The following is a 14,658-nucleotide window of genomic DNA, read 5'->3' as shown; positions in this document are numbered from 1 at the left end:
GCGGCATGGCCGACAGGTACCTCGTTCCACGGCGGCTCGACGACCCGGAGCTCATCGGCTTCTGGACCATCGACGAGTTTGCAGGGATCCTTATTCCCTTCGCCTGGGGCATTCTCTCGCAGCATATCTTCATCGGTATCGGCCTGGCCGCCGGGGCCTGGCTTGCCTTGCGGAAGGCAAAGGCACGCGGCGCCGGTTCGGCACTGGTGCATGCTGCGTACTGGTACCTGCCCGGGAGCTTTCTCGGGTTGAAGGCCACGCCGCCCTCCCACTGCCGCCTGTTGGCGGGCTGAGGGAGGCGAACCATGCGAGCAGAATTCGCGCACGAACAGGCGCAGACCTACCTGCGGCAACGCAACCGCTTTGCCGTGCTGGCAGGTGTCCTGGGCCTGACCACGCTGGTCAGCCTCGGCGCCGCGGTCACCCGCGACGAGCAGGTTGTGCTGGTGCCGATCACCTCAGAGCGGATCACCGTCTCGAGCGGCGGGATCGACGCGCCCTATCTCGAACTTGTCACCCGCGACACGGCACTGATGCTCCTCAACCGGGCGCCCGAAAGCCTCGATTACTGGATGACGAACATCCTGAAGCTCGCCGATCCCGCCGCGCACGGCCGCCTCAAGGCCGAGCTCGTCCAAATCGTCGAGGAACAGCGCGGCTCGGACATCAGCCAGGCCTTCGTGATCGCGGAAATGCACGTCGACCCCAAGGCCCTGACCTCGACCGTCACCGGCACGCTCAAGACCTTTGTCGGCACGCAGGTGATCGCGAGCCAGCGCCGCTCCTTCCGTTTCCGCTGGTCGAAGCGTGGCCTCAGCCTTGCGCTCGCCGGCTTTGAGCAACTTCCCACCGACAAGGAGGAACCCGGCCAATGAGCCTTCTCCCATCTCCCCTCGCTGCTGCGCTTGCCGGAACCGGCCTTGCCTGTTTCGCGATCGGCGCGACAAGGCGCCCCGATCCCGGGCTCAAGCTGACCGGCCTCGCCGTGCTTGCCTTCGCGCTCGCGCCGGTCCCGGCGTATGCCGACCAATTCGTCGAAGCGGCCGACAACGCGACCATCGACTGCGAGCTCGCTCGCGGCGAACTCACCCGGATCGCGCTTATCGATGACGGCTTTGCCAATGTCTCGAAGATCGCGAGCGGTTTTCCCTACAATGATTTCCAGGTGACGCACGAGCCAGTGCGCGGAGACATCTATATCTCCGTGCCCCCGCAATTTGCCGCTGCCCGGGTCAGCTTCTTTGCGACCAGCAAGGCGGGCTACGTCTACAAGTTCGCCTGCCGTCTCGGCGGCGAGGAAGCGACCCAGCTCTTCATCACCAATCCCGCGCTCGCTAAAGCCGCGGCCACCGAATGGGAGACCGAGACCGGTCCCGAGGACGCCGCGATCCGCCTGATCGAGGCGATGGCGAGCGATGCCGTCCTGCCCGGATTCACTGCCCGCGCCGAACTGTCGGATCCGCGCCGTACCGGCGGGATCGAGGTCCAGCTGGTCGCCGAATACCAGGGCGATGAACTTACCGGACAGCGCTTCCTCGTGCGCAACCTCGGCCAGGAAAGCCTTGCGCTTGGCTCCGAGCGCGAAGGTGCCGCAGGCGCGCTCGCTTTTGCCTATGGCCGCGATGCACTCGCTCCCGGTGAAGCGACCAGTGCCTTCCTAGTCTTTGCCAAGGGAGGACTCGACTGATGGCCGAGGCACCACAGAAGGACGCCGGAAAGAGGCCTCTGCCGGGCTCGCCGGAAGCGCGAGAAAGCGGACGGCGCAACCTCAATTCGCAGATCGCACAGCGCCAGAAGATGCTGCTCGCCGGGATCGGGGCCATCGCGCTCATCGGCGGCGGCATGTTCATTTTCGGCGGCGACGGCGACGAGGCTGGCACCGATGCCAATGGTGCGGCGACAATCGACACCGGCGGCCTCGTCAATCGTAACCTCTCGCAGCGCGAGTTCGTCGCGAGCTACGGTAACCGGCTCGATGCACAGGGCCGCGCGATCAAGGATCTCCAGCAGGCCCAGCTGCCGCGCCCCGAGATCGAACAGGAGCTCGAAGCCCTGCGCAGCGAGAACGCGCAGATGCGCTCCGACGGCCAGGCGGCGATCGACGCGATCTCGGCCGAGAATGCCAATCTGCGATCACAGCTGAGCGAAGCTGCGAAGGCACCTGCCGCCGCGCCGCCACTGCCACCGCCACCTGCCTATGGACCCGGCGTCGGCACCGGCGGAGCTGTCCAGCCACCGCAAGGAGCGCCGGAAACGCAAGGCGGACAGCTCAGCCTGATGAGCTTCAGCGCGGAGACGGGCAAGGACGGCAAGCCGCGTGCGGCAGAGACTGCGCCAGCCTTGTTGCTCGAAGCGAGCCGCGATTACCTTCCGCCCAACAGCTACGCACCGGCAACGGTCATCGTGGGTGTCGATGCCTCGACCGGCGTTGCCAGCCAGAGCGATCCGCTTCCCGTGGTGCTCCGGATCACCGGTCCGGCCCGCTCGGTGATGCGCGGCAACAAACTGCTCACCACCGACATCACCGGCTGTCTCGTCAATGGCGCGGCGCGCGGCGACCTCTCGGCGGAGAAGGTCTACGTCAAGCTGGTGCGCATGACCTGCGCACAGCCCGGTGGGCGCTTCGCGGTGAGCGAGGTCAAGGGGTTCATCTCCTTTGCCGGAAAGTCGGGCGTGCGCGGCCGCGTGGTCAGCCGCGAAGGCAGCCTTGTCAGCCAGGCGCTGCTCGCCGGGATTGTGGGCGGCTTCGGCCGCGGATTTTCCGCCAACGCCAACGGCATTTTTACCGGCCAGGTCGGCGCCAACGGTCAGCGCGAGGCGCTGTCGCCGACCGACATTCTTGCCGGTGGCTTTGGCCAGGGTGCCGGCGAGGCTGCCGACACCGTCAGCCGATACCTCATCGAACGCGCCGAACAATACCAACCCGTCGTCGAGATGCCGACCGGCATCGAGGTCGAGATCGTCTTTCTCGACGGCGTCCACGTCAGGAGCCCCTCCAAATGAACTACAATGACTCGCCGCCAAGCCTGAAGGCGCGCGCCGCCCACCTTGCCCTTGCCCTCTCGAGCGCCGCCGCCGTGCTGACGCTCGGCGTCTCTGCCGTCACTGCGATGCCTGCGAGCGCCGCGGGCATGGCGAGCGATGTCGCGCAGGCGCTGAAACTGCGGCTGCCCAAGACCCCGATCGATGCGATCAGCTGCGACACGCTCGGGCCCTGGTGCGAAGTCGTCTCGGGTGACACGCTGTTCTACATCGACGAGACCGCCCGCTACCTGTTCGTAGGCCGTCTCTACGACATGGAAGAACGGCGCGACGTCACTGCCGCCCGCCTGCTCGAACTCAATCCCGATCTGCTCGCGGCCGGTGCGGCGCGCGTAGCCAGTGACGCGCCGGCGGGACGCGACGAAACGCCTGTCCAGGCGGCCGCCAACCATGTCGACCTCTCGTCGCTTCCGGCTGCCGGCGCGATCCACTGGGGCAACCTCAAGGGCGAACGCCTGGTCGTCTTCTCGGATTTCCAGTGCGGCTACTGCCAACGCCTGACCGCTGAACTCGCCAAGGCCAAGGTCCATGTCGAAGAGCGACCGATCTCGATCTTTGGCGCGGCGAGCCGCAAGATTTCCGAGGCGGTGCTGTGCGCTAAGGATCCGGCAAAGGCACTCCATGCGGCCTATTCCGGCCAGGCTCTGGCGACTGATAAGACCTGCAAGGAGGCCAAGGCACTCGATGCCAACGAAGCCTTCGCGAAGGCCAACGGGTTTGCCGGAACTCCGGTCATCGTGCGCGCCCGCGATGGGGCGGTGCTTCATGGCTACCGCGATGCCGCGGCGATCCGCCGCTTCGTCGCCGAAGGCAAGGGAGAGCCGCAATGAGCCGGCTTCCGATCCTTCGCGCCGTGGTGCTTGCTGCGCCGCTCCTTTTGGCCAGTGGCTGCGCCAGCCTTGGCGGAAACGTCAAAGGCAGTTTCGCCTGCCGCGCTCCGGAAGGGACTTGCGCGCCGACCTCCACAATCGATGCCGGGGCAACCGGCTTCGAAAAGGCTGACGCGTCTCACGCGCATCGGACGGTGACCCCGACCGGAGAAGCGGTTCGCCGCCTGCAGATCGTGCTGACGCCCTACCGCGATGCGGCGGGCCGCGACCATGAGGCGCGCGTCGTTCACCTGACGCTGCCCGAACAGGCAGGGACAGGCTGGCGCGCCCCGCAAGGCCGCCGCGAAGTCCTGCGCTCGCTGGCATCGACCATTGCCGCGACGCGCGAGGGCAACCCCGCACCCGATTTCCAACCGCCAAAAACCCAAGAGGCAGACACATTGCCGGAACAGCTGTTCATCCCCTCGCAGCCCGTTCCGGCGATGCCCGGCGCTGACGCGCCGGAACCCGGGGGACCTGGCTCGTTTTCCCCTCCCCGCGAGCCGGTCCCCCACCGTGAAACACCTGAAGGAGAGAGCCGGTGACGCTATCCCTTGCTGCCGCGCGCGACGCGCTCTCGCGGGGCCTGTTTGCCGACACGGCCCGTCCTGAAAAGCCGCCGGCGCATTTCGGGCTCGACATGCTTTCGGACTGGCTGCCCTACCGGGTCTATGACGAGGGGGCGAAGCTCTACCGCAACGCCCGCTCGAAGGGCTTCGTGCTCGAAGTCACCCCGCTGATCGGGGCCGACGAACGGACCGGCGAGATCCTCGGCCAGTTCTTCTCCGAAGGCCTGCCGCAGGGCGCCTGCCTCCAGGTCCTGAACTTCGCATCTCCGCGGATCGGCAGCGTGGTTGGCCCCTGGTTCGCTCCGCGCTACGAGCAGGGCGGGATCTACGAGGCCATCGCCAGGGCACGCACCAGACGCCTTTACGATCTCGTCTGGAGCTCGGGCTCGGCGCATGCGCCCTTCCATGCTCGCAACGTCCGGCTGATCGTCTCGCTCGGCGTGCCAGTGCCCGGCAGTGTGACCGATGCCGAACTCTCCGAATGCCGCGAAGGGCTGATGGGCATGCTCCATTCGCTCGGACTCCACGCGCAAGAGCTGCGTCCGGGCGGATTGCTGGCGCTGATCGACGAGCTTACTTCGCCGACCACCGCGCACGAGACCGACATCCATGCGTGGAACCCGCACGACACACTCGATGTCCAGGCGATCCGCCGCGACATCGAACTCGAGGTCGGCGACGATCGCCTGATCCTCAGGACCGAGCGCTTTCGCGAGACCGGCCGCGACGAAGAGGGCAATCCCGAAGTTGGCGAATGCTATCCCGACCATTTCGACGTGCGGCATTATGCCGTGCGCTCTACCCCTGAGCGCTGGGCACCTTGGGAATGCGCGCGGCTCATTGGCGACATGTTCACCGACAAGCTGCGCTTCCCCTGTCCGACGGCGACCATGCTGTGCCTCGTCTACCCCGACCAGGAAGCCGCTTCGGCGCGTGCGGGCTTCAAGTTCATGCGCACGACCAGCCTCAGCCAGACCAAGAGCGCGCGTTTCTTGCCCAAGCTTGCCGAACAGTCGGCCGAGTGGCGCCACGTCCAGGCCGAACTCCAGGCTGGCAAGAAGCTCGTGAAGCTGTTCTACGGGCTCACCAGCATCTCGCCGCTCGGCCAGGGAGACGCGCACGAACGCATCATCAAGGCGATCTACAAGGCGGCGGGCTGGGACCTTGCCGATGAGCGCTTCCTCCAGTTGCAGGGCCTTGTCGCTGCCTTTCCCTTGAGCCTTGCCGATGGCCTCGCCGACGACATGGCGCGATTGAAGCGCCTCAAGACCATGCTCTCGACGACGGCGGCGCATATCGCGCCGATGCAGGGCGAGTACCTCGGCGGCGTGATCCCGCACCTCCTGCTCGTTGGCCGCCGCGGCCAGCCCTTCTGGTGGTCACCGTTCGAAAACACTGCCGGCAACCACAATATCGCGATCTGCGGCAAGTCGGGCTCGGGCAAGTCGGTGCTGCTGCAGGAGCTATGCGCTGCCTTGCGCGGCGCAGGCGCCAAGGTCGTGGTGATCGACGACGGGCGCAGCTTCGAGCATTCGGTCAAACTGCAGGGCGGACGCTTCGTCGAGTTCACGCTCGCCTCGGGCTTTTCCCTGAACCCCTTCTCGATGGTCGACGATGCCCGCGCGCACGAAGACGAGGACTACCGCCTCGACTGCTTTGCGATGATCAAGGCGATCATTGGCCAGATGGCGCGTCCCGGCACCGCGCCGAGCGACACCGAACGCGGACTGATCGACCGGGCCGTGACCGCGACTTGGGAGGCCCTGGGAAGCGGCGCATCGGTCGACGATGTCGCACATGCGCTTCACAATTCGGAGAGCGAGGCCGGTCGCGATCTCGCCACCGCGATCGCACCCTTCTGCCGCGGCGGCAGCTACGGCGGGTTCTTTGCAGGCAAGGCGAGCTTCGCGCTCGATGATGATTTCACCGTCTTCGAGATGAGCGATCTCGCAAGCCGCGAGGAACTGCGCAGCGTCGTCCTTTCGGCGATCATGTTCATGACCAGCCAGGCGATGACGCGCTCATCGCGGGCGACCAAGAAGCTGCTGCTGATCGACGAGGCCTGGGCCATGCTCAAGGGCGGCTCGATGGGCGAGTTCGTCGAGACCTATGCCCGCACCGCGCGCAAGTACGGCGGCGCGCTCGCCACCGCAACGCAGTCCCTCAATGACTATTACAAATCCGACGGCGCGCGCGCCGCGCTCGAGAACAGCGACTGGATGCTGGTGCTCCAGCAGAAGGCCGAGACGATTGCCGATTTCAGGGCGAACGCGCGGCTCGACATGGACGACCGCACCGAGACGCTGATCCGCAGCCTCAAGCGTTCGGGGACCGAGTATAGCGAGGTCTTCATCAAGGGCCCCGAGACCGAGGCGGTCGGGCGGCTCGTGCTCGATCCCTTCTCGGCGACGATCTACTCCTCCGATCCCGACACCTATTCCGCGATCCAGGACAGCGAGCGGCGCGGACACAGCCTCGCCGATGCCATCCGCATCGTGGCGGGAGGCGGACAATGATGGTCTCGCATCTCGCCGACCGGACCCCTCCGGCAAACTTGCGCAGCCTGCTGCCGTTCCTGCAAGGAAGCTGCTTCGTCCTCATCGAGACCGCACGCTTTGCTGCGACCTCGCTGCTGATCGTGCTGGGATTGCCGCTTGCGCTGTTCCTGTTCGTGGCGGGCTGGGACCTTGGCGGCCTCTTCACGCAGCTCGCCAACCTATCGGACCGCTATCTCGAAGCCGACGGCCTGCGCCGCAGCCTGTTCAGCCAGGACCTCAAGGGCTGCTTCCTCGTCCTCGCTGGCGCTGTGACGCTGTTTCGCATGCCGCGCTTCCTGAAGCGGCTCGCGGCCGATCTCGACAACCATCCGGCTCGGGAGGCAAACCGTGACTGAGACGCGCAGACTACCATCCTTCAGTCGCCCGCTGTTGCTGAGAATTCTCGCCGTGCTCGCGCTCGTGGCCGCACTGCTCTGGGCAGCCTGGGTCAGCCGCGAGCTGTCCGAGCCGCGCCAGCAGATCGTCACCGTCCGGCTTGCCGAGACCATCGCCGCATTCGTCGATGCCGAAGCGCGCGGGGCACAGGACCCCGAAGCCAGCCAGGCGCGCGTGCTCGCCTTCCTCCAGGCGTCCGAGCGCGCTGTTGCAGAAATGGGGAGTGATGGCCGCGTGGTGCTGGTCGGCGAAGCAGTGCTCGCGGGCGATGCCCCCGATGCTACCGATGAACTGCGCGTGCGGATCGCTCGCCAGCTTGGGCAGGGAGGCGGTCAGTGACGCATTTTGCCTCTCGTCTTGTCCGCACGATCAAACGACCGCTTGTCCTGACCGGCCTGGTGCTGCTGCCGCTCGGATGGGGCGCGGTCGACGCCTTCGCGAAAGACCATGCCTTCCTCATTAACGCCAGCCCGAGCCTGCCCAACTGGGCCTTCTGGCTCGACAAGCATGCGCGGATCGAGCGCGGCAGCCTGATCTTCTTCGAGCCGCCGGCGAGCAGACTCGTCGAAGCGCATTTCGGAGAAGGCGCGCAGCTCTTCGGCAAGCGGGTGTTGGGCGTGCCGGGCGATGTCGTGAGCCACCGTGGCCACGAGGTCTTCATCAACGGTCGCAAGATCGCCGCGCGGCTCGATGAGACCCGTCTCGGCATTGCGCTTCACAAAGGCCCCGAAGGCCCGATCCCCGACGGCTGCTTCTACACCGGGACCAGCCATCAGCGCGGCCTCGACAGCCGCTACGCCGAGATCGGCTTCGTCTGCCGCGGCCAGATCCTGGGCAGCGGGAGGGCGATCCTGTGAGCAAGCTCATCCTCCCTGCGGCCCTACTTGCAGTCCTGCTCTGCCCTGCCGAGGTGCTGGCGCGCGACTATGGCCAGCGCGGCACGGTGTTTCCCGTGATCGAGCGCGACCTCCTCGAGCAGATTCATTCGCGCCTGACGCAGATGGAACGTTCGGGGGAGACCGCGCGGCTCAATGAAGACCTGAAGCGCCGCACGATCGCGCGCGTGAACCGGCCCGACCCCGTCGCCGGAATCGTCCGGGCCAGCGAAGCCCGTCGCTGGCAATTTGATCCGACGATCACGCTCGCTGCCGATATCCGCGGGGCAAAAGGCGAGCTGATCCATGCCGCTGGCACGAGGGTCAATCCGCTCGACAGCGTGCAGCTACGCGCCGAACTTCTCTTCCTCGACGGCGACGATCCCGACCAGCTCGCCTGGGCGCTCAAGCAGGCCGCCAATGCCAAGCTGATCCTGGTGAAGGGTGCGCCGCTCGAGCTGATGAAGGCCCGCCAGCGCCGCTTCTATTTCGACCAGGGCGGCAAGCTCACGGAGAGGTTCGGGATCAGATCGGTGCCCGCACGCGTGCGCCAGCAGGGCCGCCTGCTCGAGATCAGCGAAATCGCGCTGCCACCGAAAAGGAGGACGGCCCAATGACGCACTTAAGAAAGCTGGCGCTCATGCTGGCCGCCATTCTTGGTCTCGCCACTGCAACGCCCGCGATGGCCGATGCCGGTCCGGGACGCTGCACCGGAAGCTTTGTCAACCCGATCACCGACATCTGCTGGTCGTGCCTGTTCCCGATCTCGATCGGCGGGCTGGACATCTGGCCCTCGAGCCGGCCCGATCCCGATAACCCCGACCTGCCGGTGTGCCTGTGCGGTCTGAGGCCCGGAATTGCGATGGGCTTCTGGGAGCCCGTGCGGCTTGCCGATGTCAGCATGAAGCCGTGGTGCTTCGTGAACCTCGGCGGCATGAAGCTCGATCCCGGCTTCGATATCGGCTTCCGCTCGATCTCGGGTCCATCAGCAGTGGGCGGCGCGAGCCAGTATTATTCGAGCTGGCACGTCCACTGGTATGCCTATCCGCTGATCTACTGGATGGAGATCGTCGCCGATTTTCTGTGCCTGGAATCGGGCTCGATCGACATCCTCTACATCTCCGAGATCGATCCGCTGTGGCAGGATTCCGAGCTCACCGCGATCATCAACCCCGAGGCCGTGCTCTTCGCCAACCCGCTGGCGCTCGCTGCCTGTGCGGCCGACTGCGTCGCCTCGACCGCGAAGCTGCCGATCGACGAGATGTTCTGGTGCGCGGGCTGCCAGGGGTCGATGTACCCGATGAACGGCAATGTCTCGGCCAGCATAGGCCACGTCCAGGCCTCGCGCCTCGTGCTTTCGCGCTTTGCCTACAAGCTCCACCGCGAACTCGTCTCGTGGGGGACGATGGGGTCCAAGGGCCTGTGCGGCAAATATTTGATGCCGGTGATGCGCAAGCAGCAATACCGCTTCCAGGCCACCAACCCAAACCCGGCGACCTCGGGCCGTTACGCCTGCCCGCCCGTCGGCGCCTCAACCACCTTTCAATCGGCCGGACAGGTCATCCCCGCCATCGGCGAAGACATGGGATATCTCGTCTGGCGCAAGCGGAACTGCTGCGCGCTATGAACAAGCACCTCCTCCTTTTGCCCGTCGGCCTTGCCGTCACCCTCGGTGGCCTCGCTCTCGCCCAGAGCGCGCCCGAAGGCATCGATCTCGAAGCGATCCGCGAGCGCGCGGCCGAACACGCCGACGATGCGCAGGCGCTCAGCACCAATGTCCGCCAGCGCGCCGAGGCACTGACCGAGGATGCACAGGCTATCCAGGCGCAAGCGCAGGCCAATCGCGCAGCCTATGCGGACAGCATCGAGGCAACCGAGACCGACGCCGTCCTCGACTTCGACGCGATGATCGCGGGGCAAGCTGCCGCCGAGAAGGCATCGCTCGGGGGAGCCCCGCGCTTCATTGCCTTTGCCAGCCTGTCGATGCCGCCCGAGGCGCTGAAAGCACTGGTCCAAGACATGACCAGGGCGGGAGGCGTCACCGTGTTGCGCGGCTTCCCGCAAGGAAACAGCGAGGCGTTCAAGAAGCGTTTGGCTGCCATCTGGAGCACCCGCAACGAGGCCGGTTCGCTCGGGATTGATCCAAGGCTGTTCCGCGCGTTCAACATCGATGCCGCACCGAGCTTCGTCATGCTGAGCACCGAGTTCAGTCCCTGCGATGGGTTCGATTGCACCAGCGAGGTGCCGCCGCACGACCGGATCGCCGGCAACATCAGCGTAGGCGAAGTCCTCGAGACCTTTGCCTCGGGGAAGGGTCCGGGCGCCGAGCTTGCCCGCCTCCATCTGCGCCAGCTCTCCAGGGAGGAACGGCCATGACCGGCAGAACCCTCGCCAATCTCCTTGCGGCACTCGTCGCCCTCACAAGCGCGGCTTCCCTTCACGCTCAGACCCGCGATGAAGCCCGGACCGATGGGAAAGACTTTGCCACCGAGCTGCTGGGCGAGGCGCGCGATGCCGCAACGACCAATCCTGACGCGGCGCGCGTTCCCAATTTCGATCCGCAAGCGACGCGCGACCTGCAGGATCTTGCGCGCGATCCCGACCAGATCGAGGCCCGCGGACGCAGCGCCGCGACGACCAGCACGCCGATGCGGACCATCCGCGACAGCATGGCCAATCGCGCAAGGTTCGAGCCGAACGAGATCGAGGACGTGATTGCCCGCAGCCTCGCGATCAACGAGACGCCGCTCGACTACACCAGCGGCATGGCAATTTCGGGCCGCCAGGGATCGTGCGTGCCGCTGCCGCCCGGTTCGGGGTCGGCGGGCACATATACCGCAACCTGCAATACGGGCACACGGATCGATCAGTCGGCAGGCCAATGCACGGTCCCGCTCGTCGCCAGGGTCAGCCAGCAACCGCAGTATCATTACCTTTGCAGCCCATTGGGCAGCTTCAACCTGTCAGGTGAGCCGGATTGCGAAGAATTTTCGGGCGCTCTTTGCCGGGTTACCGGACACCGCAATGGTCCTTGCCTACAGTGGGGTTGGTCCGGCGGGCGCAAGTGGTGCACCGAGCCGGGCGATCCGCTTACCGAGCTAACCTGCGACGAAGAGGTCGCAGGACAAACGCCCTACCGGATAACCACCGCGACCACCGTCACAACGACCCCTGACGAAAGCCAGTGCACAGGTCTTGCGGACAATAGCGATTGCACGCTGGACGCAGAGATCTGCACCGATAGCGATCCGCAGACGCGCGTGATCGACGGCGTCTCTGTCACCAGGCCCTGCTGGGAATGGCAACGTAGCTACACCTGCATTGCGCGCGAAGCGGCGACCGACTGCTCCGACCTCGAAAGCCAAGGAACCTGCCGCTTTGTCCGTGAGGAATGCCTTACCGACGAAGACCCTTGCGAGACCTGGGAGCGCATCTACGAGTGTCCGCTTCCCGGTACCGACAGTTCCACCCAGTATGTCTGCGACGGCGATGTCTATTGCATCGATGGTAGCTGCGAAACGATCGAGCGCACTGCGAACGACGAGTTCAAGGATGCGGTCACCGCGCTCCATGCGATGGACGAGGCCCGCGGCCAGTTCGATCCTGAGACGCTGACGCTGTTCCGCGGCACGCGCAACACCTGCTCATCCAAGGTTTTCGGGGTGCTCAACTGCTGCAAGGGCAAGGGCTTCCCACTCATCCCCGGGATCAGCCTTTTGGTCGCGCTTGGCTGCAGCCGCGAGGAGGTGCTGCTCCACGAACGCGATGCGCAAGGGCTGTGCGCTTATGTCGGGACCTATTGTTCGGACAAGTTCCTCGGCGTCTGCCTGACGAAGAAGAAGGTCTACTGCTGCTTCGAGAGCAAGCTTTCGCGGATCCTGCAGGAACAGGGCCGACGCCAACTGCCCAAGCCGTGGGACAAGCCCAAGGAAGAGCAGTGCGAGGGTTTCACGCTCGACGAATTCGCCCGGCTCGACCTCAGCCAGATGGATTTCAGCGAGGTCTATGCCGAGTTCACCGAGGCTGCGCGGCTCCCCGACGAGCTCGAGACCAGCATCCTCATCCAGCAGAAAATCGAAGACTATTACGCAAGGAGTGGCCAATGACGCGCCGCCAATCACTGCCGATGCTGGCCCTCCCAGCACTGGCCATGTGTCTCGCTGCACTGCTTCCCGTTCGGGCAGTTGCCCAGGAAGCGCGCCTGGCAGAGCCAGCTGCGTCAGCAGACAGCCTCTACTGCGAGCAGCGCAGGCTCGGCTATTGGTTCTATTGCGTAAAGCCGGTGCCGGCAGAGGAGCCGCAGATGGCGCAGCCACCGGCCCAGTTAACCGCAACGCAAGAACTCGACGCGGTCACGGGGGAACTGCGCGAACTCAAAGCGCGTGCAATCCTCTATCCGACGCCGGAAAACGTCACCGCCTATATCCGCTTCCAGCGTGCCCAGCTCGACCGGGCTTCGCTGTTCTCCGATGTCTGGCAGCGCGCGATCTGGCAGGATCCCGAGCTCGACTACACGCTCGAACGGCCGGTCGGCGCGCTCGCCAAGAAGCAATGGCAGGACGCGCGCGCTGCCGACCGCGATGCGGTGATGGCCCGGCTCTCCGAGCGCTATGGCCTGTTCTACTTCTTCGCCCAGACCTGCGGCGCTTGCGAAGTGATGAGCCCGATCGTGCGTTCGGTGGCGGACCGCTGGCATATCGCTGTCCGGGCGATCTCGACCGATGGCGGACCGTCCCGGCACTTCCCCGACTACAAGGTCGAAAGCGGCCAGCGGCCGCGCATGGGGCTCGAACCCGGCATCACCCCGGCGCTCGTGCTGTGGGACAGCGTGGCCAGGCGCCCGATCCCGATCGGGTACGGCGTGCTCTCGGCCGACGAGCTGCAGGACCGCATCTACCTCCTCACCTCGAAGGAAGCCGGACATGATTACTAGCATCCGCAATGCGGCGCTCACCATAGCTGCCGCCGGCATGGTCGCGTCCCCCGTCGCCGCAAACGTCGGCGACAGCATGGACCGTTTCATGGACGACATGGGCGCGGCGGCCAATGTCACCGGGCCGAGCGCGTTCGAAGGCCAGTCGGCGGGCTATTACAGCCTCGGCAATGTCTGGACGCGCTTCCCGCAAAAGACGACCAACATCGCCAATCTCCAGCTTCCGCGTGCCCGCGCTGGTTGCGGCGGTATCGATATCTTCGCCGGGTCCTTCTCCTTCATCAACGCGAGCGAGATGGTCGCATTGCTCAAGGCCGTCGCCAACAATGCGGTGGGGTTCGCCTTCAGCCTCGCGATCGACACCGTCTGCCCCGAATGCTCGAAGATCATGCAGGAGTTCAGCCAGAAGGCGCAGCTCATGAACAATCTCTCGATCAACTCCTGCGAGATGGCGCAGGGGCTGGTCGGCGGCGTCTGGCCCAAGGGCGATCTCGCCGACAAGGCAATCTGCGAAGCGATCGGCAATTCCGAAGGTATCTTTACCGACTATGCCGCCGCCAAACACGGCTGCGGGACGCGCGGCCAGCGCGCCTCGACCAACGAGGGTGCCGGCGTCGACTATGCCGACGTCAATCCCGGTGTGCCGCGCAACTACACCTGGCATGTCCTCAAGCAGAGCGCCTTCTTCAACCCCGGTGGCACCTTCGACCGCGATCTTGCCGAGTATGCGATGACGCTCATCGGCACGGTGATCTACGTGCCGCCCCGCGACGACGAGCCCGGCAAATTCGTGCCTTTCGCCGGCGACGCCTCTTCAACGCTCGTCACCGCGCTGCTCGACGGGACACAGGGCCAATCGGTGCGGGTGTTCCAGTGCGACGAGCCCGACCAGTGCCTCAACCCGACTTTCCAGCAGATGAGTCTCACGAGCGCGAAGGCCATCCGGCCGCGCGTTGCCCGGCTCATCGGCAGCATGGTGGAGGCCATCCGCAGCGATACCGCGATTGGCGACGAGGAGAAGGAGCTGCTCCAGGTGGCATCGGTGCCGCTCTACAAGATCCTCACCGTGCAGGCGGCCTATGGACGCGGGATGGCCACCGACGACCGCGACACGCTGGCCGAGATCGCCAGCATCGATCTCCTCTATGCCATCCTTGAACGCATCACCGCAGAGGCCGGACGCTCAATGGCGAGTTTCATCGCGGCCGATGAAGCCAAGCTAGCGATCTGGCGCGCTCAGGTCGCCGAAGTCCGGTCTAGCCTCGCCCAGCGGCAAGCGACCGGGCAAGCGAGGGTTTCGGCGATCATGCAGATCATCGAGAAGACGGCGATGATCGAGAATATGCTCGCTGCCTCGATGTCACCGTCGATGGCCGCCGCGCTCGACTGGTCGCGCGGGATGCAGTCCCGCTCCATCGTTCCATAAGGGTCAGGCAG

Annotated in this window: 16 protein-coding genes; all 16 read left to right on the top strand. The window is 65.6% G+C overall.

The annotated features are described in order from the left end of the window. Positions 1-5: 5 nt before the first annotated feature. The 16 genes from traL to ACSH0F_RS14000 are packed head-to-tail and all read left to right on the top strand — an operon-like array spanning position 6 to position 14,647. Positions 6-293, top strand: a complete 288-nt coding sequence (gene traL / locus ACSH0F_RS14075; RefSeq protein ID WP_006834208.1) for a type IV conjugative transfer system protein TraL — start codon at positions 6-8, stop codon at positions 291-293. Positions 294-305: 12 nt separating this feature from the next. Next, positions 306-875, top strand: coding sequence for a type IV conjugative transfer system protein TraE (locus tag ACSH0F_RS14070; protein WP_006834209.1), 570 nt, complete (start codon positions 306-308; stop codon positions 873-875). After that, positions 872-1,687, top strand: coding sequence for a type-F conjugative transfer system secretin TraK (locus ACSH0F_RS14065; RefSeq protein WP_435203768.1), 816 nt, complete (start codon positions 872-874; stop codon positions 1,685-1,687). Before ACSH0F_RS14070 ends, ACSH0F_RS14065 begins: the two co-directional genes overlap by 4 nt. Further along, positions 1,687-3,003 (top strand): TraB/VirB10 family protein, encoded by a 1,317-nt coding sequence (locus ACSH0F_RS14060; protein WP_006834211.1) that lies wholly within the window; start codon positions 1,687-1,689, stop codon positions 3,001-3,003. Before ACSH0F_RS14065 ends, ACSH0F_RS14060 begins: the two co-directional genes overlap by 1 nt. Continuing rightward, positions 3,000-3,872, top strand: coding sequence for a DsbC family protein (locus ACSH0F_RS14055; protein WP_435203767.1), 873 nt, complete (start codon positions 3,000-3,002; stop codon positions 3,870-3,872). The genes ACSH0F_RS14060 and ACSH0F_RS14055 overlap by 4 nt, the downstream gene beginning before the upstream one ends. Then, positions 3,869-4,456 (top strand): hypothetical protein, encoded by a 588-nt coding sequence (locus ACSH0F_RS14050; protein ID WP_305930432.1) that lies wholly within the window; start codon positions 3,869-3,871, stop codon positions 4,454-4,456. Before ACSH0F_RS14055 ends, ACSH0F_RS14050 begins: the two co-directional genes overlap by 4 nt. Then, entirely contained in the window at positions 4,453-6,996 is a 2,544-nt protein-coding gene (traC, locus tag ACSH0F_RS14045; RefSeq protein WP_435203766.1) for a type IV secretion system protein TraC, read from the top strand. Before ACSH0F_RS14050 ends, traC begins: the two co-directional genes overlap by 4 nt. Beyond that, a complete protein-coding gene (locus ACSH0F_RS14040) occupies positions 6,993-7,373 on the top strand; it encodes a hypothetical protein (RefSeq protein ID WP_221586487.1) in 381 nt (126 codons plus the stop codon). Before traC ends, ACSH0F_RS14040 begins: the two co-directional genes overlap by 4 nt. Next, complete coding sequence (locus tag ACSH0F_RS14035; RefSeq protein WP_435203765.1) at positions 7,366-7,752, top strand: TrbI F-type domain-containing protein; 387 nt, start codon at positions 7,366-7,368, stop codon at positions 7,750-7,752. The genes ACSH0F_RS14040 and ACSH0F_RS14035 overlap by 8 nt, the downstream gene beginning before the upstream one ends. Further along, positions 7,749-8,270: a S26 family signal peptidase gene (locus ACSH0F_RS14030; RefSeq protein WP_435203764.1), complete on the top strand. Its 522-nt coding sequence runs from the start codon at positions 7,749-7,751 to the stop codon at positions 8,268-8,270. Before ACSH0F_RS14035 ends, ACSH0F_RS14030 begins: the two co-directional genes overlap by 4 nt. After that, complete coding sequence (gene traW / locus ACSH0F_RS14025; RefSeq protein ID WP_082835680.1) at positions 8,267-8,905, top strand: type-F conjugative transfer system protein TraW; 639 nt, start codon at positions 8,267-8,269, stop codon at positions 8,903-8,905. Before ACSH0F_RS14030 ends, traW begins: the two co-directional genes overlap by 4 nt. Then, on the top strand, positions 8,902-9,915 hold the full coding sequence (gene traU, locus ACSH0F_RS14020; RefSeq protein ID WP_221556785.1) for a conjugal transfer pilus assembly protein TraU: 1,014 nt from the start codon (positions 8,902-8,904) through the stop codon (positions 9,913-9,915). Before traW ends, traU begins: the two co-directional genes overlap by 4 nt. Next, the gene (gene trbC / locus ACSH0F_RS14015; RefSeq protein ID WP_435203763.1) at positions 9,912-10,664 is read left to right on the top strand and encodes a type-F conjugative transfer system pilin assembly protein TrbC; all 753 of its coding nucleotides are present in this window, start codon (positions 9,912-9,914) and stop codon (positions 10,662-10,664) included. Before traU ends, trbC begins: the two co-directional genes overlap by 4 nt. Beyond that, the gene (locus ACSH0F_RS14010) at positions 10,661-12,394 is read left to right on the top strand and encodes a conjugal transfer protein TraN (protein ID WP_435203762.1); all 1,734 of its coding nucleotides are present in this window, start codon (positions 10,661-10,663) and stop codon (positions 12,392-12,394) included. The genes trbC and ACSH0F_RS14010 overlap by 4 nt, the downstream gene beginning before the upstream one ends. After that, positions 12,391-13,221 (top strand): conjugal transfer protein TraF, encoded by an 831-nt coding sequence (locus tag ACSH0F_RS14005; RefSeq protein WP_238474057.1) that lies wholly within the window; start codon positions 12,391-12,393, stop codon positions 13,219-13,221. The genes ACSH0F_RS14010 and ACSH0F_RS14005 overlap by 4 nt, the downstream gene beginning before the upstream one ends. Then, on the top strand, positions 13,211-14,647 hold the full coding sequence (locus ACSH0F_RS14000) for a conjugal transfer protein TraH (protein ID WP_435203761.1): 1,437 nt from the start codon (positions 13,211-13,213) through the stop codon (positions 14,645-14,647). The genes ACSH0F_RS14005 and ACSH0F_RS14000 overlap by 11 nt, the downstream gene beginning before the upstream one ends. Positions 14,648-14,658: the final 11 nt, after the last annotated feature.

Source organism: Qipengyuania sp. 902 (assembly GCF_051195295.1).
In the GTDB taxonomy this organism is placed as follows: Bacteria; Pseudomonadota; Alphaproteobacteria; order Sphingomonadales; family Sphingomonadaceae; genus Qipengyuania.
Note: the sequence above shows the minus strand (reverse complement) of the source record. Positions and strands in the feature narration are given on the sequence as shown.